Annotated in this window: 30 protein-coding genes, 1 pseudogene and 1 riboswitch; of the genes and pseudogenes, 17 read left to right on the plus strand and 14 right to left on the minus strand. The window is 60.8% G+C overall.

Features of this window, described 5'->3' with window-relative positions; translation table 11 throughout:
* Positions 1-91: 91 nt before the first annotated feature.
* Positions 92-1,588, minus strand: coding sequence for an NCS1 family nucleobase:cation symporter-1 (locus PI91_RS10520; RefSeq protein ID WP_008499855.1), 1,497 nt, complete (start codon positions 1,586-1,588; stop codon positions 92-94).
* Between the two features lie 144 nt (positions 1,589-1,732).
* Between PI91_RS10520 and PI91_RS10525 the strand changes: the two genes are divergently transcribed.
* From PI91_RS10525 to puuE, 3 genes and pseudogenes are all read left to right on the plus strand, one after another.
* Positions 1,733-2,449 (plus strand): GntR family transcriptional regulator, encoded by a 717-nt coding sequence (locus tag PI91_RS10525; protein ID WP_039266102.1) that lies wholly within the window; start codon positions 1,733-1,735, stop codon positions 2,447-2,449.
* Positions 2,449-3,320 (plus strand): annotated as a pseudogene (gene hpxA, locus PI91_RS10530) (allantoin racemase). The gene PI91_RS10525 and the pseudogene hpxA overlap by 1 nt, the downstream one beginning before the upstream one ends.
* Positions 3,238-4,137 carry an allantoinase PuuE gene (gene puuE / locus PI91_RS10535; RefSeq protein WP_232764432.1) on the plus strand — a complete coding sequence of 300 codons (900 nt, stop codon included), beginning with the start codon at positions 3,238-3,240 and terminating at the stop codon, positions 4,135-4,137. Before hpxA ends, puuE begins: the two are co-directional and overlap by 83 nt.
* A gap of 115 nt (positions 4,138-4,252) precedes the next feature.
* Here the strand turns inward: puuE and hpxZ are convergent, their stop codons facing one another.
* The 4 genes from hpxZ to hpxW are packed head-to-tail and all read right to left on the minus strand — an operon-like array spanning position 4,253 to position 7,812.
* The gene (hpxZ, locus tag PI91_RS10540; protein ID WP_039266105.1) at positions 4,253-4,639 is read right to left on the minus strand and encodes an oxalurate catabolism protein HpxZ; all 387 of its coding nucleotides are present in this window, start codon (positions 4,637-4,639) and stop codon (positions 4,253-4,255) included.
* A complete protein-coding gene (locus PI91_RS10545; RefSeq protein WP_039266106.1) occupies positions 4,636-6,033 on the minus strand; it encodes an AtzE family amidohydrolase in 1,398 nt (465 codons plus the stop codon). Before PI91_RS10545 ends, hpxZ begins: the two co-directional genes overlap by 4 nt.
* Complete coding sequence (gene hpxX / locus PI91_RS10550; protein WP_008499849.1) at positions 6,030-6,218, minus strand: oxalurate catabolism protein HpxX; 189 nt, start codon at positions 6,216-6,218, stop codon at positions 6,030-6,032. Before hpxX ends, PI91_RS10545 begins: the two co-directional genes overlap by 4 nt.
* A 10-nt stretch (positions 6,219-6,228) precedes the next feature.
* The gene (gene hpxW / locus PI91_RS10555; protein WP_039266107.1) at positions 6,229-7,812 is read right to left on the minus strand and encodes an oxamate amidohydrolase; all 1,584 of its coding nucleotides are present in this window, start codon (positions 7,810-7,812) and stop codon (positions 6,229-6,231) included.
* A 142-nt stretch (positions 7,813-7,954) separates the two neighbouring features.
* Between hpxW and hpxU the strand changes: the two genes are divergently transcribed.
* The 7 genes from hpxU to hpxK all read left to right on the plus strand — a co-directional run bounded on the left by hpxU (position 7,955) and on the right by hpxK (position 14,293).
* Positions 7,955-8,794 (plus strand): MurR/RpiR family transcriptional regulator HpxU, encoded by an 840-nt coding sequence (hpxU, locus tag PI91_RS10560; protein WP_039266108.1) that lies wholly within the window; start codon positions 7,955-7,957, stop codon positions 8,792-8,794.
* Positions 8,795-8,985: 191 nt separating this feature from the next.
* Positions 8,986-9,768, plus strand: coding sequence for a transporter substrate-binding domain-containing protein (locus PI91_RS10565; protein WP_023311064.1), 783 nt, complete (start codon positions 8,986-8,988; stop codon positions 9,766-9,768).
* Between the two features lie 4 nt (positions 9,769-9,772).
* Entirely contained in the window at positions 9,773-10,438 is a 666-nt protein-coding gene (locus PI91_RS10570) for an amino acid ABC transporter permease (protein ID WP_023343724.1), read from the plus strand.
* A complete protein-coding gene (locus PI91_RS10575) occupies positions 10,438-11,094 on the plus strand; it encodes an amino acid ABC transporter permease (RefSeq protein WP_071530936.1) in 657 nt (218 codons plus the stop codon). The genes PI91_RS10570 and PI91_RS10575 overlap by 1 nt, the downstream gene beginning before the upstream one ends.
* The gene (locus PI91_RS10580) at positions 11,075-11,812 is read left to right on the plus strand and encodes an amino acid ABC transporter ATP-binding protein (RefSeq protein ID WP_023292833.1); all 738 of its coding nucleotides are present in this window, start codon (positions 11,075-11,077) and stop codon (positions 11,810-11,812) included. The genes PI91_RS10575 and PI91_RS10580 overlap by 20 nt, the downstream gene beginning before the upstream one ends.
* 13 nt (positions 11,813-11,825) lie before the next feature.
* On the plus strand, positions 11,826-13,067 hold the full coding sequence (locus tag PI91_RS10585) for an alanine--glyoxylate aminotransferase family protein (protein WP_025912976.1): 1,242 nt from the start codon (positions 11,826-11,828) through the stop codon (positions 13,065-13,067).
* Positions 13,064-14,293, plus strand: a complete 1,230-nt coding sequence (hpxK, locus tag PI91_RS10590) for an allantoate amidohydrolase (RefSeq protein ID WP_023327071.1) — start codon at positions 13,064-13,066, stop codon at positions 14,291-14,293. Before PI91_RS10585 ends, hpxK begins: the two co-directional genes overlap by 4 nt.
* A gap of 85 nt (positions 14,294-14,378) precedes the next feature.
* Here the strand turns inward: hpxK and PI91_RS10595 are convergent, their stop codons facing one another.
* Positions 14,379-15,380 carry a magnesium transporter gene (locus PI91_RS10595; RefSeq protein WP_021240818.1) on the minus strand — a complete coding sequence of 334 codons (1,002 nt, stop codon included), beginning with the start codon at positions 15,378-15,380 and terminating at the stop codon, positions 14,379-14,381.
* A 60-nt stretch (positions 15,381-15,440) separates the two neighbouring features.
* A riboswitch (M-box (ykoK) riboswitch) is annotated at positions 15,441-15,610 on the minus strand.
* Between the two features lie 159 nt (positions 15,611-15,769).
* Here PI91_RS10595 and PI91_RS10600 point away from each other — a divergent pair.
* Positions 15,770-16,273 carry a DedA family protein gene (locus PI91_RS10600; protein WP_039266109.1) on the plus strand — a complete coding sequence of 168 codons (504 nt, stop codon included), beginning with the start codon at positions 15,770-15,772 and terminating at the stop codon, positions 16,271-16,273.
* 1 nt (position 16,274) lies between these two features.
* Here PI91_RS10600 and PI91_RS10605 read toward each other — a convergent pair whose 3' ends face one another.
* The gene (locus tag PI91_RS10605) at positions 16,275-17,024 is read right to left on the minus strand and encodes an SDR family oxidoreductase (protein ID WP_023343729.1); all 750 of its coding nucleotides are present in this window, start codon (positions 17,022-17,024) and stop codon (positions 16,275-16,277) included.
* Positions 17,025-17,124: 100 nt separating this feature from the next.
* On the opposite strand from PI91_RS10605, the gene PI91_RS10610 reads away from it, so the two are divergent.
* Positions 17,125-17,484 (plus strand): helix-turn-helix domain-containing protein, encoded by a 360-nt coding sequence (locus PI91_RS10610; RefSeq protein ID WP_008499836.1) that lies wholly within the window; start codon positions 17,125-17,127, stop codon positions 17,482-17,484.
* A 1-nt stretch (position 17,485) separates the two neighbouring features.
* On the opposite strand, the gene PI91_RS10615 is transcribed toward PI91_RS10610, so the two are convergent.
* Positions 17,486-18,280, minus strand: coding sequence for an SDR family oxidoreductase (locus tag PI91_RS10615; RefSeq protein ID WP_039266110.1), 795 nt, complete (start codon positions 18,278-18,280; stop codon positions 17,486-17,488).
* 125 nt (positions 18,281-18,405) lie between these two features.
* Positions 18,406-18,849 (minus strand): helix-turn-helix domain-containing protein, encoded by a 444-nt coding sequence (locus PI91_RS10620; protein WP_008499834.1) that lies wholly within the window; start codon positions 18,847-18,849, stop codon positions 18,406-18,408.
* A 152-nt stretch (positions 18,850-19,001) separates the two neighbouring features.
* Here PI91_RS10620 and agp point away from each other — a divergent pair, with 152 nt between their 5' ends.
* A complete protein-coding gene (agp, locus tag PI91_RS10625; RefSeq protein ID WP_008499833.1) occupies positions 19,002-20,243 on the plus strand; it encodes a bifunctional glucose-1-phosphatase/inositol phosphatase in 1,242 nt (413 codons plus the stop codon).
* A 35-nt stretch (positions 20,244-20,278) separates the two neighbouring features.
* Here the strand turns inward: agp and PI91_RS10630 are convergent, their stop codons facing one another.
* A complete protein-coding gene (locus PI91_RS10630) occupies positions 20,279-20,506 on the minus strand; it encodes a YccJ family protein (protein ID WP_008499832.1) in 228 nt (75 codons plus the stop codon).
* 20 nt (positions 20,507-20,526) lie between these two features.
* Entirely contained in the window at positions 20,527-21,123 is a 597-nt protein-coding gene (gene wrbA / locus PI91_RS10635) for an NAD(P)H:quinone oxidoreductase (protein ID WP_008499831.1), read from the minus strand.
* A 391-nt stretch (positions 21,124-21,514) separates the two neighbouring features.
* On the opposite strand from wrbA, the gene PI91_RS10640 reads away from it, so the two are divergent.
* The 4 genes from PI91_RS10640 to PI91_RS10655 all read left to right on the plus strand — a co-directional run bounded on the left by PI91_RS10640 (position 21,515) and on the right by PI91_RS10655 (position 23,580).
* Positions 21,515-21,685, plus strand: a complete 171-nt coding sequence (locus PI91_RS10640) for a general stress protein (RefSeq protein WP_013097201.1) — start codon at positions 21,515-21,517, stop codon at positions 21,683-21,685.
* 118 nt (positions 21,686-21,803) lie between these two features.
* The gene (locus PI91_RS10645) at positions 21,804-22,721 is read left to right on the plus strand and encodes a DMT family transporter (protein ID WP_039266111.1); all 918 of its coding nucleotides are present in this window, start codon (positions 21,804-21,806) and stop codon (positions 22,719-22,721) included.
* A 61-nt stretch (positions 22,722-22,782) separates the two neighbouring features.
* The gene (locus tag PI91_RS10650; RefSeq protein WP_008499829.1) at positions 22,783-23,052 is read left to right on the plus strand and encodes a DUF1778 domain-containing protein; all 270 of its coding nucleotides are present in this window, start codon (positions 22,783-22,785) and stop codon (positions 23,050-23,052) included.
* Between the two features lie 6 nt (positions 23,053-23,058).
* A complete protein-coding gene (locus PI91_RS10655; RefSeq protein ID WP_032651255.1) occupies positions 23,059-23,580 on the plus strand; it encodes a GNAT family N-acetyltransferase in 522 nt (173 codons plus the stop codon).
* 73 nt (positions 23,581-23,653) lie between these two features.
* Here the strand turns inward: PI91_RS10655 and rutG are convergent, their stop codons facing one another.
* The 3 genes from rutG to PI91_RS10670 are packed head-to-tail and all read right to left on the minus strand — an operon-like array spanning position 23,654 to position 26,092.
* Entirely contained in the window at positions 23,654-24,976 is a 1,323-nt protein-coding gene (gene rutG / locus PI91_RS10660) for a pyrimidine utilization transport protein G (RefSeq protein WP_039266112.1), read from the minus strand.
* A gap of 21 nt (positions 24,977-24,997) precedes the next feature.
* Positions 24,998-25,492: an NADH-dependent FMN reductase RutF gene (rutF, locus tag PI91_RS10665; RefSeq protein WP_039266113.1), complete on the minus strand. Its 495-nt coding sequence runs from the start codon at positions 25,490-25,492 to the stop codon at positions 24,998-25,000.
* Positions 25,493-25,501: 9 nt separating this feature from the next.
* Positions 25,502-26,092 (minus strand): malonic semialdehyde reductase, encoded by a 591-nt coding sequence (locus PI91_RS10670; protein WP_039266114.1) that lies wholly within the window; start codon positions 26,090-26,092, stop codon positions 25,502-25,504.
* Position 26,093 lies beyond the last annotated feature (1 nt).

Here is a 26,093-nt window from a genome sequence, read left to right on the forward strand (position 1 = left end):
CCTTCGTGTGTGCGTAGCGGGGTGGGAAAGCTCAGCAAGAACGGTGCCAGAATGAACGGGCCGCAGATACGCTGCGGCCAGAGGGGAGGGGTTACTCTTTTTGCGTCGCCACGCGGGAGCCAAACGACGTCGCGCCTGCCGTCTCGCGCTCTTCCCGCGCCAGCCAGCGGTAGGTCACGCCGCCGAGGAAGACGCCGATAAACCAGCTGAAGTTTGCCACCTCATGCAGGGCCGGGATAAAGCTAATGACCAGGCCCACGGCAACGGACGGGATCAGGGCGCCAATGGCTTTCGGGTTAAAGCCGTTGCGGTACCAGTATTTGCCCTTTGGCGTGTCGTCGAACAGATCGTCAACCGACACCTTGCCGCGCTTAATCAGGTAGAAGTCAGCAATCAGAATGCCGAACAGCGGGCCGATAAACGCCCCGAGCACGTCCAGGGTGTAGTGGATAAGCTCCGGCGAGTTGAACAGGTTCCACGGGGTGAGCAGGATCGAACCGACGGCGGCGATCATGCCCCCGGTGCGGAAGCTGATTTTCTGCGGCGAGCAGTTAGAGAAATCAAACGCCGGGGAGACGAAGTTCGCGACGATGTTGATCCCGATGGTGGCGGTGATCATCGTCAGCAGGCCTATCGCCACGGCCAGATCGTTACCCACGCGGCTGACGGTTTCGATCGGATCGGTGATCATGCGGCCAAACAGCGACTGGGTGCCGGAGACAATCACCACGGTGACGATGGAGAACAGCAGGAAGTTAAACGGCAGCCCCCAGCGGTTGCCGCGGCGGATCTCGCCCATGCTTTTGCCGTAGCGGGAGAAGTCGCCAAAGTTGAGCAGCGGGCCGGAGAAGTAGGAGACCACCAACGCCGTGGCGGTGATCATCTGCCAGGTCTGCTCGCCCGCGCTCAGGGATTTGCTGGCGAGGGTAAAGGAGATCCCGTCAAAACCGGTCTTGTATACAATCCAGCCGGCGAGGGCCAGCATTACCACATAGACCGCCGGACCGGCGATATCAATAAAGCGCTTGATGGCGCTCATGCCGTGCCAGAAGACCATCGCCTGCAGGACCCACATAATGGCAAAGCAGATCCAGCCCAGATGCGACAGGCCCAGGAATGCGCCGGTAGTGAGTGAAGAGAGCGATGGCCAGAACTTCAGCGCCACCAGCATCAGGGCGTTGGCGGCAAGATAGGTCTGGATGCCGTACCACGCGAAGGCAATCAGCCCGCGGATCACCGCCGGAATATTGGCTCCGAAGACGCCGAACGCCTGACGGCTGATCACCGCATAGGGCACGCCCGCCATCTGGCTTGGTTTGGCCACCAGGTTGGCGCACAGCTGCACGATGCAAATCCCCACCAGCAGGCAGAGCAGCACCTGCCAGCTTGCCAGCCCGAGCGTAAAGAAGCTCGCGGCGACAACATAACCCCCCATGCTGTGAACGTCCGACATCCAGAACGAAAAGATGTTGTACCAGCTCCAGTTCTGGTCACGCGTCGGTGCCAGATCCTCATTGCAAAGACGTGGGCTGTAAACCGCACCGGAATCAGCGGCCGTACCTTGCTGTGCGTTTTGACTGTTTGGCATGAAACCTGCTCCTGTGAATGAAAACCCGTTAAGCGGGAGTGCAAACGGTGTTGCAGGATCCAGGCCAAAATAATAAATCTTGTATGCAATATTTTATTTTTATGTATACGATTCGATAACGAAGAGTAAAAGACGGAGTGGTGAATGAACAACATAAACGCCCTGCAGACCGCGCCAGACCTGCATGACAAAGACGAATCGATCTTTCAGGCGCTGATGACCGCGATTGTCGAACATCAGCTGCTGCCGGGGAGCAAATTGCCGGAAGAGGCGCTGGCCGAGGTGTTTGGCGTAAGCCGCACGGGCATCCGCAAGGTGCTTCAACGACTCGCCGCTGTGCAAATGGTCACCCTGACGCCCAAGCGTGGTGCACACGTCGCCAGCCCGACGGTGGAAGAGGCGCGACACATCTTTCGCACCCGCGCGCTGCTGGAGGTCGCTAACCTTCCGGACGTGCTGGCGCACTGCCAGCCGCCGCACCTTGCCGCGCTGGAGACCATTATTCGCCAGGAGCAGCAGGCGCACGAGGCCTATGACGGCCCGGCGGCGATTCGCCACTCCGCCAATTTCCACATTCAGCTGCAGGCCATCTCCGGCAACCAGGTGCTCACTGAGATGGTGACCAGCCTGAGCCAGCGTTCTTCGCTGGTGATCGCCACCTGGGGCGCGCCGTGGCGTCAGGGCTGCCGCTGCAACGATCACGAACAGCTTGTGGATCTGCTGCGCCAGAAGGCGCTTGAGCCATTAAGCGATGCCCTCATGCACCATTTTGAACATATCGTCGCCAGCCTCTGCTTCGAGCTGGCGGGCGAGTGCCTGCCTGATTTTGCCCGGCTGTTTGCCGGCCACAAGGAGTCGTAATGTCTGTCTGTATACAAGTGATCAACCCCAACACCAGCCTCGCCATGACGGAAACCATCGGCGCGGCGGCGCGCGCGGTGGCGGCGCCGGGGACGGAGATCCTCGCGGTCTGCCCGAGCGCGGGCGTGCCGTCTATAGAAGGCCACTTTGATGAGGCCATCGCCGCCGTCGGTGTGCTGGAACAGATCAAAAAAGGCAGGGAACAGGGCGTGTCGGGTCACGTGATTGCCTGCTTTGGCGATCCGGGCCTGCTGGCGGCGCGCGAGCTGGCCCAGGGGCCGGTTATCGGCATTGCCGAAGCCGCGATGCACATGGCGACGCTGGTGGCGACGCGTTTTTCGGTGGTTACCACGCTGCCGCGCACGCTGATTATTGCCCGTCATCTGTTGCACCAGTATGGCTTTCAGGACCATTGCGCGGCGCTGCACGCCATCGACCTTCCGGTGCTCGCGCTGGAGGATGGCAGCGGTCTGGCGCAGGAGAAAGTGCGCGCGCGTTGTATACAGGCGCTGAAAGAGGATGGCTGTGGCGCCATCGTGCTGGGCTGCGGCGGCATGGCGACGCTGGCGCAGGAGCTGACCCGCGAGCTGCGCGTGCCGGTGATCGACGGCGTCAGCGCGGCGGTGAAGATGGTGGAGTCGCTGGTGGCGCTGGGGCTGTCGACCAGCAAGCACGGGGATCTGGCGTTCCCGGAGAAAAAACCGTTAAGCGGGCATTTTCAGGCATTGAATCCATTTTAATTTTTGGGGGTAGCAATGGGGCTTTTTGAACAGGATTATCCGCGGGATCTGCGCGGCTACGCGGGCAACCCGCCGCACGCGCGGTGGCCGAATCAGGCGCGCGTTGCCGTGCAGTTTGTGCTCAACTATGAGGAAGGGGCGGAAAACCACGTTCTGCACGGCGATGCCGGATCCGAGCAGTTCCTGTCGGACATTATCGGCGCGGCCAGCTACCCGGATAAGCACATGTCGATGGACTCCCTCTACGAATACGGCAGCCGCGCCGGGTTCTGGCGGATCCACAATGAATTTCAGAAGCGCGGCCTGCCGCTGACGGTCTTTGGCGTGGCGATGGCGCTGGCGCGTCACCCGGAGATTGTTGAGGCGATCAAAGCGGCGGATTACGACGTGGTCAGCCACGGCTGGCGCTGGATCCACTATCAGAATATGGACATCAGCCAGGAGCGCGAACACCTGCACAAGGCGGTGCACGTTCTGACCGACCTGTTTGGCAAGCCGCCAACCGGCTGGTACACCGGGCGCGACAGCCCCAACACGCGCCAGCTGGTGGTGGAGCACGGTGGTTTTGACTACGACAGCGACTACTACGGCGACGACTTACCCTTCTGGACGGAAGTGGCCTGCAGCGACGGCTCCCGCAAGCCGCACCTGATCGTGCCGTATACGCTGGATGCGAACGACATGCGCTTTGCGACCGCGCAGGGATTTAACACCGCCGAGCAGTTTTATACGTATCTGAAGGACAGTTTTGACGTGCTGTACGAAGAGGGGGAAAGCGCGCCGAAGATGATGTCCATCGGCATGCACTGCCGCCTGCTGGGACGGCCGGGGCGTTTTCGCGCGCTGCAGCGGTTCCTGGATTACGTTGAGCAGCACGAGCGGGTGTGGGTCTGTACCCGCCAGCAGATTGCCGACCACTGGCGGGAGGTACATCCGTTTCAGCAGTAAGTGTGCGATGTTTTGCCGGGTGGCGGCTGCGCCTTACCCGGCCTACAGGGCCCACAGGGCATACGGGACATCGTAGGCCCGGTAAGCGCAGCGCCACCGGGCAGGTTTTTCAGCGTTACACCATCAAACTCACCTGCGCCGCCACAATGCGCCACCCGTAGGCAAACCGCACCCACGTCTGCTGCTGGCGGCCAACGCGTTCCGTGCTCTCGCGGGTAAACTCGGTGCTGCATACGGCATAATCCTCCCCGAAGGTGGTGATGACGGTGTGGCGCAACGTCCGCTGCAGCCCGGCGGCGGGGCGCGCCGCACGAAAGGCGCGGATTTCATCGATCCCGTACAGGTTTTCACCCGCCCCCAGCCGTACCGTGTTTTTGTCGTGCCAGAACAGCTCGTCCAGCACCGCAACGTTGTTGCTCACCAGCGCGTCCTCATAGCGGTAAAACGCGGCCGTCACCTCGGCAACCACCCACGGGAGGTTAATGTCATCGTGATTCATCATGCTGCTATCTCCGCCGGGCGGGCATCGGTGATGCCGCTCTCTTCCAGAACCCGCGCGACGCGCAGGCAGGCCTGCTCGTTAAACGGCGCGGCAATCAGCTGCAGGCCAATGGGCGCGCCCTGCGCGGTGCGCAGCGGAACGGTGGTCACGGGCAGGCCTAAAAACGAAATCGGCTGGGTCAGCATCCCCATGCTGGCGCGGATGGGAAGCGGCTGACCGTTAATCTCCATGGTCTGCTCGCCGATCCGCGTGGCGCTGCGCGGCGTTGCCGGGGCAATCAGCACGTCGGCCCGTGCAAACAACGCGTGAAACGCCTGCCGTGCCTGCGCGCGAAACCGCTGGGCCTGAATGTACCAGGCGGAAGGGATCATCGCCCCGGCCAGCAGGCGTTCGCGGGAGTGCGGCTCAAAACGCTCGGGCTCGCGGCGAAGCGCGGGAAGGTACTGATTTCCACCCTCGGAGGCGCTGATGATAAACGCCGCGGAGCGCGCCAGCTCGGCGTCAGGAAACAGAAGCTCATCCTGCACGTCGAGCGCCTTCGCCACCCGCGCCACGGCGTCTCTGGCGTCCGCGTCGCACCAGGTGGTGAAGTAGCCGCCGAGCACCGCGCAGCGCAGGCCGTCAAGCCCGCGGTCAAGCAGGGGGCGCGTCTGTTCCCGCGAGCTCTCTGCCTGAAAACCGTCGCTGGTGTCCCGGCCCTGCAGCGCGTCGTACACGGACGCCAGGTCGCATACGCGGCGCGCAAAGGGCCCGATATGATCCAGGCTCGCGACAAACGGATGGCTGCCGGATCGCGACAGGCGGCCAAAGGTGGGCTTCAGGCCGTAGATGCCGCACAGGGAGGCCGGAACGCGAATCGAGCCGTTGGTGTCGGTGCCGAGCGAAAAGTGCACCAGCCCGGCGGCCACCGCGGCGGCTGAACCGCCGGACGACCCGCCCGCAATGCGCGTCAGATCGTGCGGGTTACGCGTTGCGCCGTAGTGGCTGTTCTCGGTGGTAAAGCCGTAGGCGTAGGCGTCCATATTGACCATCCCAGTCAGCAGCCCGCCCGCGCTGCGCAGCTGGCGCACGGCGAAGCTGTCGGCGGCCGCGGCGGGGCGCTGGCTGAACAGCTCGGCCCCGGCGAGGGTGGTGTGACCGGCAACGTCGAACAGGTTTTTCACCGCGTAGGGCACGCCCGCCAGCGGCGGCAGGGGGCGCTTTTCCCGTCGCAGGGTATCGATATTGTCGGCCTCGGCGAGCATGCGTGCTTCCGTCACGGCGGTCCAGGCGCCGATCTGCGGGTTAACGCGCGCAATCCCCTCCAGCGTCTGTCGGGCGATCTCGCGAGCGCTCAGCTCCCCCGCGCTCAGCGCCTGCTGAATAGCGCTGATACTCATCTCGTGTAGCGTCATGCTTTATACACTCCTGCGATCTCCAGACGGTCGTCGAGCGGCAGCGCCATCAGCGGGGCGGCCATGCTGGCTATGCGGCTAAACTGCAGCTGCAGTTCGGCCCGGCGGGCGTCATCCAGCGTCACGCCGAGTACGGTTTCCATCTGCGCCAGGTACGCCTGCCAGTCGGGTTGGTGTGTCGTCATTATTTTCTCCTCAGAATCCGGCGGCCGCGCCGTTGCTGCGCGGGTCAAATGCCCCTTCAAACAGCCCGTTGGGGTGGCGAACAATGGCGCCCGCGTGGCCCATGGCTTCACTAAAGTCAGGGAATAGCTCCACCTCGTGACCGAGTGCCCGCAGGCGCGCGACCGTCTCGGATGAAAAACGCCCTTCAAGCTTTAAGGTGTCTGAGGTTTGCCCCCAGGTGCGCCCCAGCAGCCAGCGTGGGCGGGTGATGCTCTCCTGCAGGGGCACGCCCTGGACAACGTAGCGGGTAAAGAGCGCGGCCTGGGTTTGCGGCTGTCCGTCGCCGCCCATCGATCCGTACACCATCACACGCCCGTCCTTCAGACGCGCCGCCGCCGGGTTCAGGGTGTGGAACGGCTGTTTGCCCGGCGCGAGGGCCAGAAGATGGGCGGGATCGAGGCTGAACGATGCGCCCCGGTTCTGCCAGAGGATGCCGGTATCGGGCAGGACAACGCCGCTGCCGAACTCGTGATAAAGGCTCTGGATAAACGAGACGGCAAGCCCGCTGCTGTCCATCACCCCCATCCACACCGTATCGCCGGGGCCTTTTCCGGTTCCCCACGGCGCGGCGCGGCCGTCGTCAACCCTGTCGGCAAGCGCCTGCAGCGCGGCGGGATCCAGCAGACCCTGAATATCGGTTTTCAGCGCGCGTGGGTCGGTGATGTGGGCATCGCGCAGGCCAAAGGCCAGCTTGGTGGCTTCCACGATGCGGTGAAGGGTTTCGGCGTCGTCGGCCTCCGCCATGTTCAGGCGGTCGGTGATGCCGAGTATCGCCAGCGAGACCAGCCCCTGCGTTGGCGGGGCGTGGTTAAAGATCTCTCCCTGCTGATGCTCCAGCTTCAGCGGCGTGGTGCGCCGGGCCGCGTGGGCGTTGAGATCGGCCAGCGTTACGGGGAGACCCAGCGTCTCCATGCCGTGCGCCAGGACTTCCGCCAGCGGGCCGCGATAAAAGCTGTCGAGACCCTCTTCCGCCAGGCGCGTCAGGGTCGTGGCCATGGCGGGCTGGTAAAACCGGCTCCCGACCTGCGGCGGCTTACCGTTCACCAGCCAGGTTTCCGCGAATCCGGGGATAGCCTTCAGCTCGTCGAACTTGCTGGCCGTGGCGTGGGCCTGAGAGGCCGTGACCGGGGTGCCGTTCTGCGCATAGTCAATGGCGTCGGCCAGCAGGCGGGCCAGCGGCAGCGTTTTGCCGGTGATTTCGCGCGAGACCTTCAGCGCCTCGTCCCAGCCGCTTACCGTGCCGGCGACGGTTAGCGCCGCCTGCGGTCCGCGATGGGGGATCTGCGTGAGCCCATCGTAGGCGGCCAGCGTCGCGCGCGATCCCGCCGCGCCGCTGGCGTCAATGGCGATGGGGTCGCCTTCCGGCGGCACGATAAGCCATAAGCCATCGCCGCCCAGCCCGTTCATATGCGGGTAAACCACGGCGATGGTGGCCGCTGCCGCGACCATCGCCTCTATCGCGCTGCCGCCTTCGCGCAGCACCGCCAGCGCGCTCTGGCTGGCAAGATGGTGGGGCGCAACGGCCATGCCGTGCGTGGAGACATTACTTTGCATGAAGCGTCCTCGTAACCCTGAAAGTCACAAGGTGCTGCAAAAGCTGTTCCAGTTCTGAAAGAAAAGTTTCATTAAACTGGCACGTATAATGAATACATACAAAAAAGGTACAATGTAATGAAACAAAAGTTACAGAGGCGCTATGGAACAGTTAGATGAACGTCTGAAAGCACAATACCCGTCGCTGTCGCCGCAGGAGCAGCGGGTGGCGGACTTTATATTCGACCATTTTGACGATCTGATTAGCTACAACAGCGCCGAGCTGGCGCAGCTGAGCGGGGTGTCGAAAGCCACGGTGAGCCGTCTGTTTAAGCGGCTGGGCTATGAGAAATATAAGGACATGCGCGACGAGCTGCGCACCCTGCGCCAGAGCGGAATGCCGCTCACCGATAACCGCGACGCGGTGCAGGGCAACACGCTGCTGGCGCGCCACTATAAGCAGGAGATGGCGAACCTGACCCAGTGGGTCAATGCCCTCGACGCGCAGCAGTTTGCCGACGCCATAGCCTGCATGGTCAGGGCGCGCCGCATCGTCATTATCGGCATGCGTAACGCCTATCCGGCGGCGCTGCACCTGCGCCAGCAGCTGCTGCAGGCGCGCGGTCAGGTGCTGGTGCTGCCGCAGCCGGGGCAGAGCCTGAGCGAGGAGCTGGTGGACTTAACGCCGGACGATCTGGTGGTGATGATGGCCTTTCGCCGTCGCCCGCGCATCATCCGCCCGCTGCTGCAGCAGCTTCAGAGCAGCGGTATTCCGGTGCTGCTGATGTGCGAGCCGCAGGCCCACAGCCTTTTTCCGCTGGCGAGCTGGCAGCTCTGCGCCCCGCTGGACAGCGTCTCGGCCTATGATAGCTATTCCTCGGTCAACAGCCTGATCAACCTGCTGGCGAACGCCTTCCTGCATGACATTCTCGATCAGGGCCGTCCGCGCATTCACGAGATCGCCTCCCTCTACCAGCTACTGGACGAACTCGAACAGCGATAATGGGGCATCAGGGTGGTGCTTTGCATTAAAATGGTGCATAAGGGCGGGGCGAAAATGGAGAGCGGTTTCGCCCCGCCCGCGTTTTATCAGGCTTTATTAGAAAAATCCCCGCTTCGCGTTATCTGGCACATTAGTTGCAAAATCACCTTCAAAGAATCTTTTGTTTCATGTTAACGTTACGGGGAAGCACCATGAAAAAACTGTTAATTGCATTGGCCGGGGCCGCATGCCTCTTCACACAGCTGCCGGCAAAGGCTGACCAGCTTCAGGATATCGAGAAGCGCGGCACGATTCGCATTGCCGTTCCGCAGGACTTCCCGCCGTTTGGCTCGGTGGGGACCGATCTGCAGCCGCAGGGCTATGACATCGACATGGCGCGCTATCTGGCCAAACAGATGAAGCTCAAGCTGCAGCTGGTGCCCGTGACCAGTGCCAACCGCGTGCCGTACCTGCAAACCGATAAGGTGGACCTGGTCATTTCCAGCCTCGGTAAAAACCCGGAGCGCGAGAAGGTGATCGACTTCAGCCGCGCCTACGCGCCGTTCTTCCTCGGCGTGTTTGGTCCGAAAGGGGCTGAACTGAAGGACGCCGCCGCGCTGAGTGGAAAAACCATCGGCGTGACGCGCGGGGCGGTGGAGGACATGGTGCTGACCGGCCTGGCGCCGAAAGACGCGGACGTGAAGCGCTACGAAGACAATAACACCACGCTCTCCGCCTACCTCTCTGGCCAGGTGCAGTACGTGGCAACAGGCAACCTCGTGGTGGCGGCCATTTCGCGCCAGAACGCGGATAAAGCCCCGGTCCCGAGCTTTATGCTGAAAGACTCGCCGTGCTTTATTGGCCTGAAGAAAAACGAACCGGCCCTGAAGGCAAAAGTGGACGCGCTGATCGAGCAGGGCATTAAGGACGGCACGCTGAACGGCCTGTCCGAGCAGTGGCTGAAGGCCCCGCTGCCGGCAAACCTTGGCGCCTGAGCCGATGACGGAGCAACTTGATTTTTCAGCCCTCTGGCCGCACTGGCCGGCGCTGCTGGCGGGATTGTGGGTCACCGTTCAGCTGACGGTAATGGCCACCGTCGGCGGGCTGGCAATCGGGATTTTCGGGGCGGCGATCCGCAGCGGACGCACCACCTGGTTCAGCCGTATCTGGGGCGCGTACGTGGAAATCATCCGCAACACGCCGTTTGTGGTGCAGCTGTTTTTCATCGTCTTCGGTCTGCCGAATCTGGGCCTGAAGATGACGGCGGGGGAAGCGGCGCTATTGGCAATGGTGGTGAACCTGGGTGCGTACAGCACCGAAATTATCCGCGCGGGCATTCAGGTCACGCCGAAAGGGCAGTGGGAGGCCGGGCGCGTGCTGGGGCTGACCCGCCTGCAGACCTTTATCCGCGTGGTGCTGCCGCCCGCGCTGCAGCGCATTTACCCGGCGCTGGTGAGCCAGTGCATCATCGTGATGCTCGGCTCGTCGGTGGTGTCGCAGGTCTCGTATGAAGAGCTGACCTTCGCCGCCAACCTGATCCAGTCCAGAACGTTTTTAAGCTTTGAGGTCTATTTGGTGACCACCGGGATTTACCTGGCGCTGTCGATTACCCTGCGCCAGCTGATGATGGCGGCAGGACGCAAATGGCTGGGGGTGCAGGCATGATGACCACCTTTACCGACTGGGACATTATTCGCAACCTGCTGCTGGCCGGGCGCTGGACGGTGCTGCTGTCGCTGGTGGCGTTTGTCGGCGGGGCGGCGGTGACGCTGCCGCTCCTGCTGCTGCGCCTCACCGGCGGGCGCACGGTGAAGCGCATCATCCGCGGCTATATTGAGCTGTTTCAGGGCACGCCGCTGCTGATGCAGCTGTTCCTGGCCTTCTTCGGCGTGGCGCTGTTCGGCATCGACGTTTCGCCGTGGACCGCCGCCTCGCTGGCGCTGACGTTTTACACCAGCGCGTTTCTGCTCGATATCTGGTACGGCAGCATTCGCGCGCTGCCGAAGGGGCAGTGGGAAGCGTCGCGCTGTCTGGGGTTGACCTTTGGACAGACCCTGTTTCGCGTGGTCGCCCCGCAGGCGCTGCGCATCGGCATTGCGCCGACGGTCGGCTTTGCCGTGCAGGTGATCAAAGGCACCGCGCTGGCGTCGATTATCGGTTTTGTCGAGCTGACCAAGGCCGGGACCATGCTGACCAACGTGACCTATCAGCCGTTTAAGGTCTTTGCGCTGGTGGCGCTCGGCTACTTTATTCTGTGTTATCCGCTGTCGCGCTACAGCCGCTATCTGGAGACGAAATTCAATGCCTCTCATCACCATTAATCAGGTGCAGAAGTACTACGGTAATAACCACGTGCTCAAGGGCGTCGATCTGGATATCGACATGGGCCAGGTGATCTCCATCATCGGGCGCAGCGGATCGGGCAAAAGCACGCTCCTGCGCTGCATCAACGGCCTGGAAGGCTATCAGGACGGCAGCATCAAGCTGGGCGGCATGACCATTACCGACCGGGATTCCCAGGCGCGCGAAATCAGCCGCTCGGTGGGGATGGTGTTCCAGAGCTTTAACCTGTTCCCGCACATGACGGCGCTGGAGAACGTGATGCTCGCCCCGCGTCGGGTGCTGAAGAAAAGCGCCGCCGAATGCCGCGAATTGGCCCAGCGCATGCTGGAGAAAGTGGGGCTTGGCGATCGTCTGGATTACTACCCGTCGAGCCTCTCCGGCGGCCAGCAGCAGCGCGTGGCGATTGCCCGGGCGCTGGCCATGTCGCCGAAAGTGTTACTCTGCGACGAGATCACCTCCGCCCTCGACCCGGAGCTGGTGGGCGAAGTGCTCAAGGTTCTGGAGCAGCTGGCAGCCGAGGGGATGACGCTCATACTGGTTACCCATGAAATGAATTTTGCCCGCGAAGTGGGCGACCGCGTGGTGTTTATGCACCAGGGGAAAGTCTGGGAGCAGGGCGACAGCAAAACGCTGTTCGCCAACCCGCAGACCACGGAACTGAAGCAGTTCATCTCCTCCGTGCGCGGTCTCAACTGATAAGGACTGAACAATGGATATCGCACACTTTCCGCAAATCAACCCGCCCCAGCGCCTGCTGATGGGGCCGGGCCCGATCAACGCCGACCCGCGCGTGCTGCGCGCCATGTCGAGCCAGCTGATCGGCCAGTACGATCCGGCCATGACCCACTACATGAACGAGGTGATGGCGCTCTATCGCGGCGTGTTCCGCACCGAAAACCGCTGGACGATGCTGGTGGACGGCACCTCCCGCGCGGGGATTGAAGCCATTCTGGTCTCCGCCATTCGCCCGGGAGATAAGGTGCTGGTGCCGGTGTTTGGCCGCTTTGGTCACCTGCTGTGCGAAATTGCCCGCCGCTGCCGCGCGGAGGTGCATACCATCGAAGTACCGTGGGGCGAGGTGTTTACCCCGGACCAGGTGGAGGATGCGATTAAGCGTATTCGTCCGCGCCTGCTGCTAACCGTGCAGGGCGACACCTCCACCACCATGCTGCAGCCGCTCGCCGAGCTTGGCGCGATCTGCCGCCGCTACGACGTGCTGTTTTACACCGATGCCACCGCGTCGCTCGGCGGCAACGCGCTGGAGACCGACGCCTGGGGGCTGGACGCCGTCTCGGCCGGGATGCAGAAGTGCCTCGGCGGCCCGTCCGGCACGTCGCCGATCACCCTGAGCGCGCGGATGGAAGAGGCAATCCGTCGCCGCAAGTGCGTGGAGGAGGGTATTCGCACCGACGCCCACCGCGACGGCGACGAGGAGATGATCTACTCCAACTACTTCGATCTCGGCATGGTGATGGACTACTGGGGGCCGGAGCGGCTGAACCACCACACCGAAGCGACCACCGCACTGTTTGGCGCTCGCGAATGCGCGCGACTGATCCTGCAGGAGGGGCTGGATAACGGCATCGCCCGCCACAGGCTGCACGGCGATGCGCTGCTGAAGGGCATTCAGGCGATGGGGCTGGAGACCTTCGGCGACCTGAAGCACAAGATGAACAACGTGCTGGGCGTGGTGATACCGCAGGGCGTCAACGGCGACCAGGTGCGCAAGCTGATGCTGGAGGATTTCGGGATTGAAATCGGCACCTCGTTTGGCCCGCTGCACGGCAAAGTGTGGCGCATTGGCACCATGGGCTACAACGCGCGCAAGGACTGCGTGATGACTACCCTGAGCGCGCTGGAGTCGGTGCTGAACTACCTCAAATTCACCACCACCCAGGGGGCCGCCATGCAGGCCGCGTGGGACCACTATCGTCGCGAGACGCCGCAATGAGCCCGGCGGCAGAGCGGGTGATGGCGCGCGCCGACGCGCTGGCCGCCATCAGCGAAACCCCGGACGGCCTGACGCGGGTCTATCTCTCCACGCAGCATCTCCAGGCCAACCAGCTGGTTGGAGAGTGGATGCGCCAGGCGGGCATGACCGTCTGGCAGGACAGCGTGGGCAATATCTGTGGACGCTACGAGGGCGCGCAGGAGGGGGCGCAGGCGGTGCTGCTCGGTTCGCATCTGGACACCGTACGCAACGCCGGGCGCTACGACGGCATGCTCGGGGTGCTCACCGCCATCGAAGTGGTGGACAACCTGCACCAGCAGGGGCGGCATCTGGCGCAGGCCATCGAGATTGTCGGCTTTGGCGACGAAGAGGGGACCCGTTTTGGCATCACCCTGCTGGGCAGCCGTGGTCTGACGGGAACCTGGCCGCAGGGCTGGCTGGAGACGTGCGATGCCCAGGGCATCAGCGTGGCGCAGGCGATGGTGCAGGCAGGACTCGATCCCACTCGCGTGGCGCTCGCGGCACGCCATCAGGAGGATTTCAGCGCCTGTCTGGAACTGCATATCGAACAGGGACCGTGTCTGGAGCAGGAAGGGCTGGCGCTGGGCGTGGTGGAAGCCATCAACGGCGCGCGCCGCCTCAACTGCCGCTTCACCGGCGAGGCCGGGCACGCCGGTACCGTGCCGATGAACCATCGTAAGGATGCTCTGGCCGCCGCCGCCGAGTGGATGGTGCTGATTGAAAACACCACCCGGCAGCAGGGCGGCAACCGGGTGGCGACGGTCGGGGAACTGCGCTGCCTGCCCGGCGCGGTGAACGTCATCCCCGGCGAGGTTGCGCTCTCGCTGGATATTCGCGGCCCGCAGGATGCCCCGCTGGACGCGCTGCTCGCTGAACTGCTGGCGCAGGCGCAGGCGATCGCCGCCCGTCGCGGGCTGAGCTTCAGCGCCGAGGAGTTTTACCGGATCGCCGCCACGCCGTGCGATGCGCGTTTGCAGCGCCTGCTGGGCGACGCGGTTGAATCGGTGCAGGGGCGCTCGTTATCTCTGCCCAGCGGCGCCGGGCATGACACCATCGCTCTGGCGGAACGCTGGCCGGTGGGGATGCTGTTTGTGCGCTGTAAGGGCGGGATAAGCCACCATCCGGCGGAATCGGTGATGGCTGAGGATGTTGCCCTGGCGATTGAGGCATTTGGGCAGGCGGTGAGAGCGCTTGGTGCGATCTGATTGTTGCCCGGCGGCGCTGCGCTTGCACGGGCCTACGGGATGGGTAGGCCGGGTAAGCGGCAGCGCCACCCGGCAAGGAATCACATCACTCCAGCCCCAGCGTATATTGCGCGATCTTAAAGTAGATAATCAGCCCGGTACCGTCGATCAGCGTCGCGATAAACGGCGCGGAGACGACCGCCGGGTCAATGCCGCAGCGCTTGAGCACCATCGGAATGACGGACGACACGATCGCACTCCACAGCGTAATGCACACCAGCGTCAGGCTGACGATGAGCGTAATCTCCAGCCCAATCCCCATCATCCAGGCGCGAATGCACCCGGCAATGCCGAGCGTCACAGCAATCATCAGCGAGGTGGTCATCTCTTTGCGCAGTACGCGGCCCACGTCGCGCAGATGAACTTCACCCAGCGCCATGGCGCGCACCAGCGTGGAGGTGATCTGCGTCCCGCTGTTGCCGCCCGTGCCGATCAGCAGCGGAATAAAGAACGCCAGCGCGATGGCGGACTCCAGTGCCTCTTCAAAATGCTGAATGACCGAGCTGGTGTAGGCTTCGGCGACAAACAGCAGCAGCAGCCAGACGGAGCGTTTCTTCCACAGGCTGAAGGCGCTGGTTTCCAGATAGGGCTTCTCCAGCGGCAGCGTCGCCCCCTGAAGCTGGGCATCTTCGGTGACGTCATCTTCCAGCAGATGGGCGATTTCGCGCTCGGTCAGGCAGCCGACGAGTTTGCCGTGGGTCACCACGGGCACGACATCTGCGTCGCCGTGCGCCAGCAGTCCTGCAACATCGGCACGTTCATCCTCCGGTTTGACCTGCAAAAACTGCGAAATCATCAGGCTTTTAATTGGCTGTACGGTATCTGTGGTCTGTAGCAGCTTGCGCACGGCAACCATCCCCGCAAGGCGGCCATTGTCTTCAATAAAAATATGCGACGGAATATCATCGTCTTTTAATTTTTTGAAGAATTGCTCGCGCGCCAGCGCCACGCATAATGCAATATCGAGGACGATAAAATCGGTATTCATATATTGCGCGACCGCGCTGTCATTGAATGCCAGGTTTTGGTTGTGAATAGCGTAAGACATAGTGAATTCCCTTTGAATAATAACATCTCTCAGGGGCGAGCAAGACAGGGCATGTCGAAGAGGAGATCCCCACGTCCTGGGTTCAGCACTGTACACCGTATCCCGCAAGGGAAGTTATACTGACAAAGCCTTGATTCGACAGTGCCTGTTTTACCCTGTGCCGGTTCTCTCGAACCTACCAGAGCGATAACGTGTATTTGTACAGGAGCCTCGCCATAACGAGATCGTTGTAAAACGAGAGGGATAATACGCCTGTTTAAATTTAGCGCTCAGAAAATTAAATAATGTTTAAGAACGGTTTAGATAAATCTTATTAATAAAATGTTGAGGGTTTATTTAAGGTTATTCATTTTAAATGGAGAATTAAATAATTAACGGGGGAGAGGAAAATGGCGTGGCTTGATAATCTGCTGAATCATTTTGCGCTGTATCCGGCACATCTGTTCGCGCTGTTATTCGTGATGGCGCTGAGCAAATCGACGGTGCTGATCTCCTCCGTGCTGCCGCCCGCCTCGGTGATGCTGCTGGCGGGCATCGGCGTCAGCCAGGGGAGCATGCATCCTGCCCTGGCGTGGCTGGCCGTGGTGATGGGGGCGACGGCAGGTTCGATGCTGAATTACCATATCGGCCAGTTGATGGGGCACACCCGGCTGGTCACGCGCTTCACGGCGAAGCATGCCGCTACGTTTTTACGGGTCCAGCATCAGCTACAAAAGAACGGCGTCATCGCCCTGTTTACGTCGCGCTTTCTGGCGGTGTTGCGTTATGTCGTGCCGCTGGCGGCGGGTATGCTCAGGCTGAACGCCGTCAAAGTCTACGCCGTCAGCCTGCTTTCCGCCTGCGCGTGGGCGGCGCTGTATGTCGGCGCGGTCACCGGCATCAGCGCCTTTTGAATTACAGACTTCCCATGCCGCCGTCCACCAGCAGCTCCGTTCCCACCGTGTAGCTCGACTCGTCGGAGGCCAGATAGAGCGCGGCTTTTGCCAGCTCCGTCGTCGAGCCCATTCTGCCGAGCGGCACCAGCTTGATGATTTCCGCCATCATCGCGTTAAGCGCCTCGTCGCTTAAGCCCGTTTTCGTAAACGCCGGGGTCTCCACCGGACCGGGGCTCAGGCCGTTGACGCGGATCCCGCGCGGCAGCAGCTCTGCCGACAGCGTGCGCGCCAGCGACAGCAGGGCGGCCTTGCTCGCGGCATACACGCTGCTGGTGGGCAGGCCGATGCGCGCGCTCACGGAGCCGCAGAGGATTATCGAGGACGGGTTATTCAGCAGCGGCAGCAGCGCCTGGATTAAAAAGAACGGCCCCTTCAGGTTGATGTTCATCAGACGGTCCCAGGCCTCTTCCTGCCAGGCTTCCAGCGGCGCGTGCGTCACGTCGCCGGCGTTGAGAAACACCGCGTCCAGGCGCGGCCAGCGGGCGGCGAGGGTTTCCGCCAGCGCTTTTTGCGAGGCGATATCGCCCGCATCGGTCGGGATCACCCAGGCCTTATCGCCCAGAATGCGCTCAGCTTCAGCGAGGGTGTCCGGGTTGCGTCCGGTCACGGCGACGCGCGCCCCTTCGGCGATAAACGCCTGCGCGGTGGCAAGACCGATGCCGCTGGTGCCGCCGGTAATCAACGTATACTTATCGGTTAAACGACCCATGTTCTTCTCCTGAAATGTCACTGGAGAAAGCACTATAGAAACGTTAGTATCGAAAGGAAACCAGGTACCAAATGGATACTAACGAGGCAAGAGGTGTGCTATGGCAGAAATGCTGGGTGAGTGCTGTGAAAAAAAATCTGAGGCCTATACCTGCCCGATGACGCAGTTTGTAAACCTGATTTCCGGCAAATGGGCAATCCCGATCCTTTATCGTCTTATTGTGATTAACACGCCTGTCCGCTTTGGCGATTTGCTGCGGGCGGCTGCACCCATCACCCAGAAAGAGCTGACGAAGCAGCTGCGCCTGTTTGAACAGCGCGGGCTGGTGACGCGGACGGTCTACCCGGAGATCCCGCCGCGCGTGGAGTATCAGATTACCGGGCTGGGGTTAACCCTGCAGGATGCGCTCTCGCCGCTGGCCGCCTGGATGAGCGAGTACGGCGACCAGCTGGAGCGTTAGGCTACTGCTTTACGTAGCGCGGAGCCGGGATGCCGGTGCGCGCGCTGTTAAACAGCTCGAGGCGCGCCGCTTCGTAGCGGTCCCACAGGCTGACGTCATGCATCGGCGGGATGGTGATCGGTTCGCCCTGATCCAGCCCCGCCAGTGACGCATCCACCATATCGTCGGTGGTCATCACCGATCCTTCCGGCAGATCGTCCACCGTGACGCCAGAATGGCTCCAGATCTCCGTCGCGGTGGCGGCGGGCAGCACGGCCTGAATGCGCACGCTGCTGTCGGCAAATTCTTCCTGCAGTCCGCGGGTAAAGCTCAGTACCCAGGCCTTGGTGGCGCTGTAGAGCGCGCTGCCCGCACGGACATGAAGCGATAACACCGAGGCGATATTGATCAGCGTGCCGCGATTGTTCCGCGCCAGTCGCGGGAGAATGGCGTAGGTCAGCCGCATCAGCGCCGTGGTGTTGAGGGTATTGATGGCCTGATGCTGCGCCACCTCGCCCGCGAGGAACGGCGCCATCTGCGCGGTGCCCGCGTTGTTAACCAGCGTATCAATGGCGGTATTGCTGCGCAGTTCCTCTTCCACCGCGCGGATCCCGGCTTCATCGGTGAGATCGGCCACCAGAATATCGACTGCGACCCCGTAGCGCGCGCGCAGGTCGGCGGCGAGGGTTTTCAGGCGATCCTCGCGGCGGGCGACCAGGACCAGGTTGGCACCGTGCGCGGCAAGGCGATCGGCATAGACGGCACCGATCCCGGAAGAGGCACCCGTGATCAGGGCGGTGGTGATTTGCGTAGTCATAATGCATTACCTCAGGCAAAGTGGGTTATTTGATTTCAATATGAAACTGAATTAACTCTCTGTCATTTGGTTTTATAATGCAACCACATTGGCGAGTTTTTTTTGCTTTTGCCTGGCGGGTGGGCTCAGGAGGGGAGTTTGGCCACGATCTCTTCAGGCGTCAGTTCGCGCCCGTCGTCGGCGATAAGCATCAGTTTTCGCAGCGGTTTGCGCTGTTCGCTATCGACAAGAACGGTGCCGCATTCGTTTTCCGCGAACAAAAATTCATTGCCCCACTGGGACAAGGCAACCAGCACGGTTTGCAGGGCGCGTCCCTTGTCGGTCAGGACGTATTCCTGCCAGGCGCTGCCGTCGGAGGCGGGCTGAAGCCGGAGGATGCCTTCGTCCACCAGCAGCTTGAGCCGCGTGGTCAGCATGTTTTTCGCGATACCGAGGCTTTTCTGAAACTCGCCGAAGCGTTTAATACCGCGAAGCGCGTCTCGAACGATCAGCAGCGACCACCAGTCGCCAATGATATCCAGCGAACGGGCAACGGGGCAGGTGCTCTCTTCAAGGCGGGTACGTTTCACAGCGAATTCTCCGGTGGGGTGTGGTTTTATTATAAAACTAATTGGCACACTCCGTAAGCACGTTAATCATCAGTTTGAGAAATGCTTCCCGGAAAATTGTGACGAACCTGTCACACTGAACGCGACATTTTAAAACGAGTGAGGAATTAGGGATGAGAAAAGCACTACTCGCGCTGGCAGTCGCCGGTTCCATTTCAGCAACGTTTGGCGTACAGGCGCAAGAGACGCCGGAAGGGTATCAGCTGGAGCAAGTTTTAATCATGAGCCGTCACAACCTGCGCGCGCCGCTGGCCAATAACGGCAGCGTGCTGGAGCAGTCCACGCCGAAGCAGTGGCCGGAGTGGGAAGTGCCGGGCGGCCAGCTCACCACCAAAGGTGGCGTGCTGGAGGTCTATATGGGGCACTACATGCGCGAGTGGCTGGCGCAGCAGGGGATGGTGAAGACGGGAGAATGTCCACCGGCGGATAGCGTTTATGCTTACGCCAACAGCCTGCAGCGCACCGTCGCCACCGCGCAGTTCTTCATTACCGGCGCGTTCCCGGGCTGCGATGTGCCCGTGCACCATCAGGAAAAAATGGGCACCATGGACCCGACATTCAATCCGGTGATTACCGATAACTCGCCGGAATTCCGCGAAAAAGCGCTCAAGGCGATGGAGTCCGAGCGGCAGAAAATGCAGCTTGGTGAAAGCTACAAGCTGCTGGAGCAGATGACCAACTACGCCGACTCGCCGTCCTGCAAAGAGAAAAAGGTCTGCTCGCTGGCGGACGCGAAAGATACCTTCAGCGCCGACTATGAAAAAGAGCCCGGCGTTTCCGGGCCGCTGAAGGTGGGTAACTCGCTGGTGGACGCGTTCACGCTGCAGTATTACGAAGGCTTCCCGGCCGACCAGGTCGCCTGGGGCGAAATCAAAACCGACCAGCAGTGGCGCGTGCTGTCGAAGCTGAAAAACGGCTATCAGGACTCGCTGTTTACCTCTACCGAGGTGGCGCAAAACGTGGCGAAACCGCTGGTGAAGTATATCGATAAAACGCTGGTCACCGAGCAGGCGAAAGCGCCTAAGATCACCCTGCTGGTGGGGCATGATTCGAACATTGCTTCCCTGCTCACCGCCCTCGATTTCAAACCGTACCAGCTGCACGACCAGCAGGAGCGCACCCCGATTGGCGGCAAGATTGTCTTCCAGCGCTGGCATGACAAAAATGCCAACCAGGAGCTGATGAAAATTGAGTATGTCTATCAGAGCTCAGAGCAGCTGCGCAACGCCAGCGTGCTGTCGCTGCAGTCTCCGGCGCAGCGCGTGACGCTGGAGCTGAAGGGCTGCCCGGTGGATGCGAACGGCTTCTGTCCTGTTGATAAATTCAATGCGGTGATGAATAACGCGGCGAAGTAAGAGAGAACCCCCCGCGTGATGGCGGGGGGAAACGCTTAAACGTTTTTACGTTCGATGGTTTGCTCACCCCAGAAGAGCGAGTCTTTGTCCGTTTTTTCGAAGGCGCGCACCAGCACTTCATCGTTGCCTTCTTCCCAAATCTGCTCGGCCAGCTTTTCATCGTATTTCGCGACTTCAAAGATAGCTTCGGCAATCTCCGGAGAGGTGTTGCGTAAACTTGCCCATTCGCCCACGTGGTGAGCTTTGGATTCTTGAGTTGGCATGCTTGTCCTCCTGTTGGGTGTTAGCCGTTGAGTTTTTTGGCCAGACCCGCGACGTATTCACCCTGATAGCGGGCGATAGACAGTTCTTCATTGCTTGGCTGGCGTGAACCATCCCCACCGGCAATGGTGGTTGCACCGTACGGCGTACCGCCGCGCACCTGGGAAATATCAAACAGCTCCTGCGCGCCGTAGCCAATTGGCACAATCACCATCCCGTGATGAGCAAGGGTAGTCCAGGTTGAGGTAATCGTCTGCTCCTGACCGCCGCCGGTGCCGGTAGAGCTAAATACGCTGGCGAGTTTGCCGTAGAGCGCCCCGGATGCCCAAAGTCCGCCGGTTTGATCGAGGAAGGTGCGCATCTGGCCTGACATATTGCCGAAGCGGGTTGGGGTGCCGAAGATAATGGCATCATAATCCGCCAGCTCCTGCGGGGTGGCGACCGGGGCGTTTTGTGTTTTTCCCCCGGCTTTCGCGAAGGCTTCTGCCTGCATGGTTTCCGGTACGCGTTTCACCACAACCTCAACGCCGTCAACCCTGTTTGCACCTTCTGCTACCGCGTGAGCCATGGTTTCAATGTGTCCATACATGGAATAATAGAGCACCAGAACTTTTGCCATTTTGCTTCACTCCTCGTTGGTTTCTCTGACAGCGGATCGCTGCGCTCTTTTAAAGATATGTCATCACAGCCAGACTGCAAAAATGAACGCCATTTATTTGATTTATAACAACATGAGGAGAAAAATGGCTTTGTAGCAAAATGATACAACTTTCCCGGTGCGGATTTTTAAAATGATAAGAAAGGCTTATGAATTACCGCCGCGTCATCTCACCCGAAAGACTGAGATCATGTTGCAGGATATTACCTTCGGCTTGCCGGATAACCTCATTCCACTAAGCTTAGTTTCACGCGGCACAGATAAAGGCGTTGTCCTTGAGCCGCGAGGTGAAAGAATCCTCTTTTACTGAATGCAATATGATGTCTAATGTTTCACACTCTGGAGGTTAGAGATGGCAAACCATCGTGGTGGTTCAGGTAATTTCGCAGAAGACCGTGAAAGAGCATCAGAAGCAGGCCGTAAAGGTGGCCAGCATAGCGGGGGGAATTTTAAAAATGACCCTCAGCGCGCATCTGAGGCTGGCAAGAAAGGGGGGAAAAACAGCCATGGCGGTAATAAGTAATTCGCCGGGTTGACTCCCTGCCGCCGGGTTTCCCCCGGCGGTTTTTTTATTTCTGCAACATTGAACTGTAACCAAAGGCAACGCACACTACAGAATTGTTCTCATTTGCTGGTGCCGCATGTCTGTCTCACGCTTTAAATTCTCCGTAAAACCACAGGAAGCCATCCTCATTCTCATCACCATGTTTTGGGGCGGGACGTTTCTGGCCGTTCAGTACGCGGTGACCCTCAGCGATCCGTTCTTCTTTGTCGGCCTTCGCTTTGCGACGGCGGCGTTAGCCGTGGGGCTAATATCCCTTAAAACGCTGCGGGGTCTGACGCTGAAAGAGCTTAAGGCGGGCGTGGCGATTGGGGTGGCGATAGCCATGGGCTACAGCCTGCAGACGTGGGGATTGCAGACCATCTCCAGCAGCAAATCCGCGTTTATCACTGCCATGTATGTGCCGCTGGTGCCGCTACTGCAATGGCTGTGCCTGGGGCGGCTGCCGGGTCTGATGTCCTGTATTGGCATCGTGCTGGCGTTTATCGGCCTGATCTTACTGGCCGGGCCGGAAAACAATCTTCTGGCGCTGGGGCCGGGCGAGATCATTACCCTGATTGGGGCGATTGCCATTGCGGCGGAGATTATTCTGATCAGCGCCTGGGCGGGCAAGGTCGACGTCAAACGGGTGACGGTGGTGCAGCTCGCCACGGCCTCGCTGGTGGCCTTTGCGACGATGGTGCCGGCAGGTGAGTCCGTACCGCCGCTGTCCACCGGCCTGGTCGTGGTGGCGCTGGGGTTGGGGATTTTCAGCGCCATTATCCAGGTCACCATGAACTGGGCGCAGCGCAGCGTATCGCCAACGCGGGCAACGGTCATCTACACCGGCGAGCCGGTCTGGGCGGGCATTTTCGGGCGACTGGCCGGGGAACGTCTGCCGCTGCTGGCCCTGGTGGGCGCGGCGTTTATTGTCGCCGGGGTGCTGGTGAGCGAGTTGAAGCTCAGAAAGCGTCGGAACCCTGTGAGCGACATGACTGCTGAAGAAGGTTTAGATTGAAAAAACAGACGGGTTTATCTACGATATGTACGGATAAATACCGTACACGGTGAAGTAAACCATGCCAGCACTGAAAAAACAGCGTATCGATCTTCGCTTAACGGACGAAGACAAAACAATGATTGAAGAAGCGGCAGCGATGACGAATCAAACGATCACCCAGTTTATGGTGAACAGTGCGTCAGAGCGGGCAGCGGAAGTCATCGAGCAGCACCGCCGTCTCGTATTAAACGAAGCATCCTGGAATGCGGTGATGGATGCCATCGACAATCCACCAGAGCCAAATGAACGCCTGAAGCGAGCGGCGAAACGTCTTCGAAACATGGAGTGAAGCGTCGTGGACAATCTCACGATCGAAATGTTTTCAGAGGGAAAAGACTATGATTTCAGGGACTTCGATTGTGGTGAACCCTCGCTAAATGTCTTCCTCACAGAACATCTGGTGCGTCAGCACAATGGGCGTATTTTACGAGGCTATTTGCTTAAAGATCGCGATGGTCCGCGAGTCCTGGGCTATTACACGTTGTCTGGTAGTTGCTTTGAAAAAGCGATGCTGCCTTCTAAGACTCAGCAGCGTCGGATCCCTTATAGCAACGTACCGAGCGTAACGCTGGGACGTCTGGCGATACATAAAGACTTACAGGGGCTGGAGTGGGGAACGACGCTCGTCACGCATGCCATGCGGGTTGTCTATCTGGCATCGCAGGCGGTGGGCGTACACGGAATATTTGTTGATGCACTCAACGACCAGGCAAAACAATTTTATCTGAAGCAGGGCTTTATTCCGCTGACGGATGAAAACAGCCATTCTCTTTTCTTTCCTACAAAATCTATCGAACGACTGTTTGAGCAGGCGTGATTGCCTGACATAAAGGTGTTCTTAGCGAACATAAAGGTCGGGTAAGGCATCGCCGTCACCCGACAATGAGATTTCACGACTCCTGACGCACCACCTCGCCCTGCGGCGCAGCGGCCATCCGGCGGCTCAGCAGGGCGTTAAGCAGGATCGCGCCGAAGGTCGCCGTGCCAATCCCGCCGATCGTAAACCCGCCCAGCGTCAGGGCAAAATCGCCCGCGCCCAGCACCAGCGTGACCGCCACCATAATCAGGTTGCCATTCTGACTAAGGTCGACGCGATGCTGCACCCAGATGCGCGCCCCGGCCACGGCGATCAGCCCAAACACCACGATTGATGCCCCGCCGATGACCGGTGACGGAATGGTATGGATCAGCGCGCCGAATTTCGGCGAGAAGCCGAGCAGCATCGCCATCACCGCCGCCGCCACGAAGACCAGCGTCGAATAGACTTTGGTCACCGCCATCACGCCGATATTCTCGGCATAGGTGGTAACGCCGCTGCCGCCCACGGAACCGGAGAGCATGGTCGCCAGCCCGTCGCCGACGAACGCGCGGCCCATGTACGGGTCCATGCTGCGTCCGGTCATTCCCGCGACCGCCTTCAGGTGACCCAGGTTTTCCGCCACCAGGATAACGGCGACGGGGGCGATAAGCATCATCGCCTGGGTGTTAAAGGTGGGGGAGGTCACCTTCGGCAGGCCGAACCAGGCGGCCTGATGCAGCAGCGTAAAATCAACCGGCTTGCCGAGACCAAAAACGTTTGCCAGCAGGGCATATACCAGACAGGCGACAATCAACCCGACCAGGATCAGCAGCCGCTGGATCATGCCCTGCGTAAAGACCGCCACCAGACCGATGCACAGCACGGTCACGACGGCCATCCAGCTTTCAAAGGGCGAGCCGGAGACGCTTTTCACCGCAATCGGCGCAAGGTTCAGACCGATCGCCATTACTACCGCGCCGGTGACGACGGGGGGCATCATGCGTTCGATCCAGCGCGTGCCGATCTTCATCACCACCAGACCGATCAGGGTATACACCAGACCGCAGGCGATGATGCCGCCGAGGGCCACGCTCAGGTTGGGGTTGATTCCCTGGCCGTTAAACCCGGTGGTGGCGATGACCACCCCGACAAAGGCGGCGCTGGAGCCGAGATAGCTGGGCACGCGCCCGCCGGTGACAAAAAAGAACAGCAGGGTGCCGATACCGGACATCAGAATCGAGAGGTTGGGATCGAGTCCCATCAGCATCGGCATTAGCACCGTGGCGCCAAACATGGCGACCGCGTGCTGGACGCCCATCACCATCGTCTGCCCGAGCGGGAGGCGTTCATCCGGCGCGACCACGCCAGCTTCTGTGGAGGTCGATTTCAACTGCCAGTGGGGAAATCCGAACATGGTCTGTCTCCTTAGAGCGCCTTAACAGGCGGGTCGCATCAGCGCGTGGTAGCCGCGGTCAAACCACACCAGCCCTTGCGGCGCCGGGTGGCGAATAATCGAAACGATGTCGCAGAACAGAATGTCATGGGTGCCGACGCTCACCACCTGGCTGATGTGGCAGTCAAACGAGGCCAGCGCATCCTCCAGACGCGGACAGCCCGTGTCGCCCGTTTGCCAGCGGGCGGCGGCGAAGCGTTCTTCCATTGGCGTTTTGCCGCCAAACAGGTTTGAGAGCGGCTCCTGTCCGGCGCTGAGGGTATTCACGCAAAGGGTGCGGTTTTCGCTGAACGTCGGCCAGACGGACGCGCCGCGGTTCAGGCACACCAGCAGGGTGGGCGGTGAATCCGTAACGCTGCACACCGCGCTGGCGGTGAAGCCTGCCAGCCCCGCCGAGCCGTCGGTGGTGATGATGTTCACCGCCGCGCCAACGCAGGCCATGGCGTCGCGAAAGGTTTGCTTATCCGGTGTCGTCATGATCGCTCCTTACGCCAGCCCGCAGGCATCGTCGAAGGTCAGGCGCGGCAGGCGCCCGTAAAGTTTGCCCGGGTCGCCGTAGCCAATGTTGATCAGCAGATTGCTTTTAAGCGTCGTGCCGGTGAAAAAGGCCTCGTCGACCTTTTGTCGGTCAAAGCCCGACATCGGGCCGGTGTCCAGCCCCAGCGCGCGACAGGCGAAAATCATGTAGGCGGCCTGCAGCGAGCTGTTGCGAAAAGCCGTCTCTTCCGCCAGCGCGGGGCTTGCGGTAAACCAGCTTCTGGCATCGCCGTGCGGGAACAGTTCAGGCAGGCGCTCGTAGAATTCACTGTCCCAGGCCACGATCGCCGTAACCGGGGCGGTGAGCGTTTTCTCCAGGTTGCCGCTGGAGATCGCCGGGCGGAGCTTCTCTTTTCCTTCCGCGCTTCGCACAAACACAATCCGTGCCGGGGAGCAGTTGGCCGAGGTTGGCCCCCATTTCATCAGGTCGTAGATTTCGCGCAGCGTCTCGTCGGTGACGGCAATATCCTGCCAGCCGTTATGGGTGCGGGCGCCGGTGAACAGGGTTTCCAGCGCGGCGGGGGTAATGGCTTCGCTCATT

Origin of the sequence: Enterobacter sp. FB (assembly GCF_000805795.1) — a bacterium.
Taxonomy (GTDB): Bacteria; Pseudomonadota; Gammaproteobacteria; order Enterobacterales; family Enterobacteriaceae; genus Enterobacter; species Enterobacter roggenkampii.

What these genes read in the sequence shown, in the direction of transcription:
- PI91_RS10520 (WP_008499855.1), bottom strand. Translation starts at nt 1,588, where the DNA reads ATGCCAAACAGTCAAAACGCACAGCAAGGTACGGCCGCTGATTCCGGT.
- PI91_RS10525 (WP_039266102.1), top strand. Translation starts at nt 1,733, where the DNA reads ATGAACAACATAAACGCCCTGCAGACCGCGCCAGACCTGCATGACAAA.
- hpxZ (WP_039266105.1), bottom strand. Translation starts at nt 4,639, where the DNA reads ATGATGAATCACGATGACATTAACCTCCCGTGGGTGGTTGCCGAGGTG.
- PI91_RS10545 (WP_039266106.1), bottom strand. Translation starts at nt 6,033, where the DNA reads ATGACGCTACACGAGATGAGTATCAGCGCTATTCAGCAGGCGCTGAGC.
- hpxX (WP_008499849.1), bottom strand. Translation starts at nt 6,218, where the DNA reads ATGACGACACACCAACCCGACTGGCAGGCGTACCTGGCGCAGATGGAA.
- hpxW (WP_039266107.1), bottom strand. Translation starts at nt 7,812, where the DNA reads ATGCAAAGTAATGTCTCCACGCACGGCATGGCCGTTGCGCCCCACCAT.
- hpxU (WP_039266108.1), top strand. Translation starts at nt 7,955, where the DNA reads ATGGAACAGTTAGATGAACGTCTGAAAGCACAATACCCGTCGCTGTCG.
- PI91_RS10565 (WP_023311064.1), top strand. Translation starts at nt 8,986, where the DNA reads ATGAAAAAACTGTTAATTGCATTGGCCGGGGCCGCATGCCTCTTCACA.
- PI91_RS10570 (WP_023343724.1), top strand. Translation starts at nt 9,773, where the DNA reads ATGACGGAGCAACTTGATTTTTCAGCCCTCTGGCCGCACTGGCCGGCG.
- PI91_RS10575 (WP_071530936.1), top strand. Translation starts at nt 10,438, where the DNA reads ATGACCACCTTTACCGACTGGGACATTATTCGCAACCTGCTGCTGGCC.
- PI91_RS10580 (WP_023292833.1), top strand. Translation starts at nt 11,075, where the DNA reads ATGCCTCTCATCACCATTAATCAGGTGCAGAAGTACTACGGTAATAAC.
- PI91_RS10585 (WP_025912976.1), top strand. Translation starts at nt 11,826, where the DNA reads ATGGATATCGCACACTTTCCGCAAATCAACCCGCCCCAGCGCCTGCTG.
- hpxK (WP_023327071.1), top strand. Translation starts at nt 13,064, where the DNA reads ATGAGCCCGGCGGCAGAGCGGGTGATGGCGCGCGCCGACGCGCTGGCC.
- PI91_RS10595 (WP_021240818.1), bottom strand. Translation starts at nt 15,380, where the DNA reads ATGTCTTACGCTATTCACAACCAAAACCTGGCATTCAATGACAGCGCG.
- PI91_RS10600 (WP_039266109.1), top strand. Translation starts at nt 15,770, where the DNA reads ATGGCGTGGCTTGATAATCTGCTGAATCATTTTGCGCTGTATCCGGCA.
- PI91_RS10605 (WP_023343729.1), bottom strand. Translation starts at nt 17,024, where the DNA reads ATGGGTCGTTTAACCGATAAGTATACGTTGATTACCGGCGGCACCAGC.
- PI91_RS10610 (WP_008499836.1), top strand. Translation starts at nt 17,125, where the DNA reads ATGGCAGAAATGCTGGGTGAGTGCTGTGAAAAAAAATCTGAGGCCTAT.
- PI91_RS10615 (WP_039266110.1), bottom strand. Translation starts at nt 18,280, where the DNA reads ATGACTACGCAAATCACCACCGCCCTGATCACGGGTGCCTCTTCCGGG.
- agp (WP_008499833.1), top strand. Translation starts at nt 19,002, where the DNA reads ATGAGAAAAGCACTACTCGCGCTGGCAGTCGCCGGTTCCATTTCAGCA.
- PI91_RS10630 (WP_008499832.1), bottom strand. Translation starts at nt 20,506, where the DNA reads ATGCCAACTCAAGAATCCAAAGCTCACCACGTGGGCGAATGGGCAAGT.
- wrbA (WP_008499831.1), bottom strand. Translation starts at nt 21,123, where the DNA reads ATGGCAAAAGTTCTGGTGCTCTATTATTCCATGTATGGACACATTGAA.
- PI91_RS10640 (WP_013097201.1), top strand. Translation starts at nt 21,515, where the DNA reads ATGGCAAACCATCGTGGTGGTTCAGGTAATTTCGCAGAAGACCGTGAA.
- PI91_RS10645 (WP_039266111.1), top strand. Translation starts at nt 21,804, where the DNA reads ATGTCTGTCTCACGCTTTAAATTCTCCGTAAAACCACAGGAAGCCATC.
- PI91_RS10650 (WP_008499829.1), top strand. Translation starts at nt 22,783, where the DNA reads ATGCCAGCACTGAAAAAACAGCGTATCGATCTTCGCTTAACGGACGAA.
- rutG (WP_039266112.1), bottom strand. Translation starts at nt 24,976, where the DNA reads ATGTTCGGATTTCCCCACTGGCAGTTGAAATCGACCTCCACAGAAGCT.
- rutF (WP_039266113.1), bottom strand. Translation starts at nt 25,492, where the DNA reads ATGACGACACCGGATAAGCAAACCTTTCGCGACGCCATGGCCTGCGTT.
- PI91_RS10670 (WP_039266114.1), bottom strand. Translation starts at nt 26,092, where the DNA reads ATGAGCGAAGCCATTACCCCCGCCGCGCTGGAAACCCTGTTCACCGGC.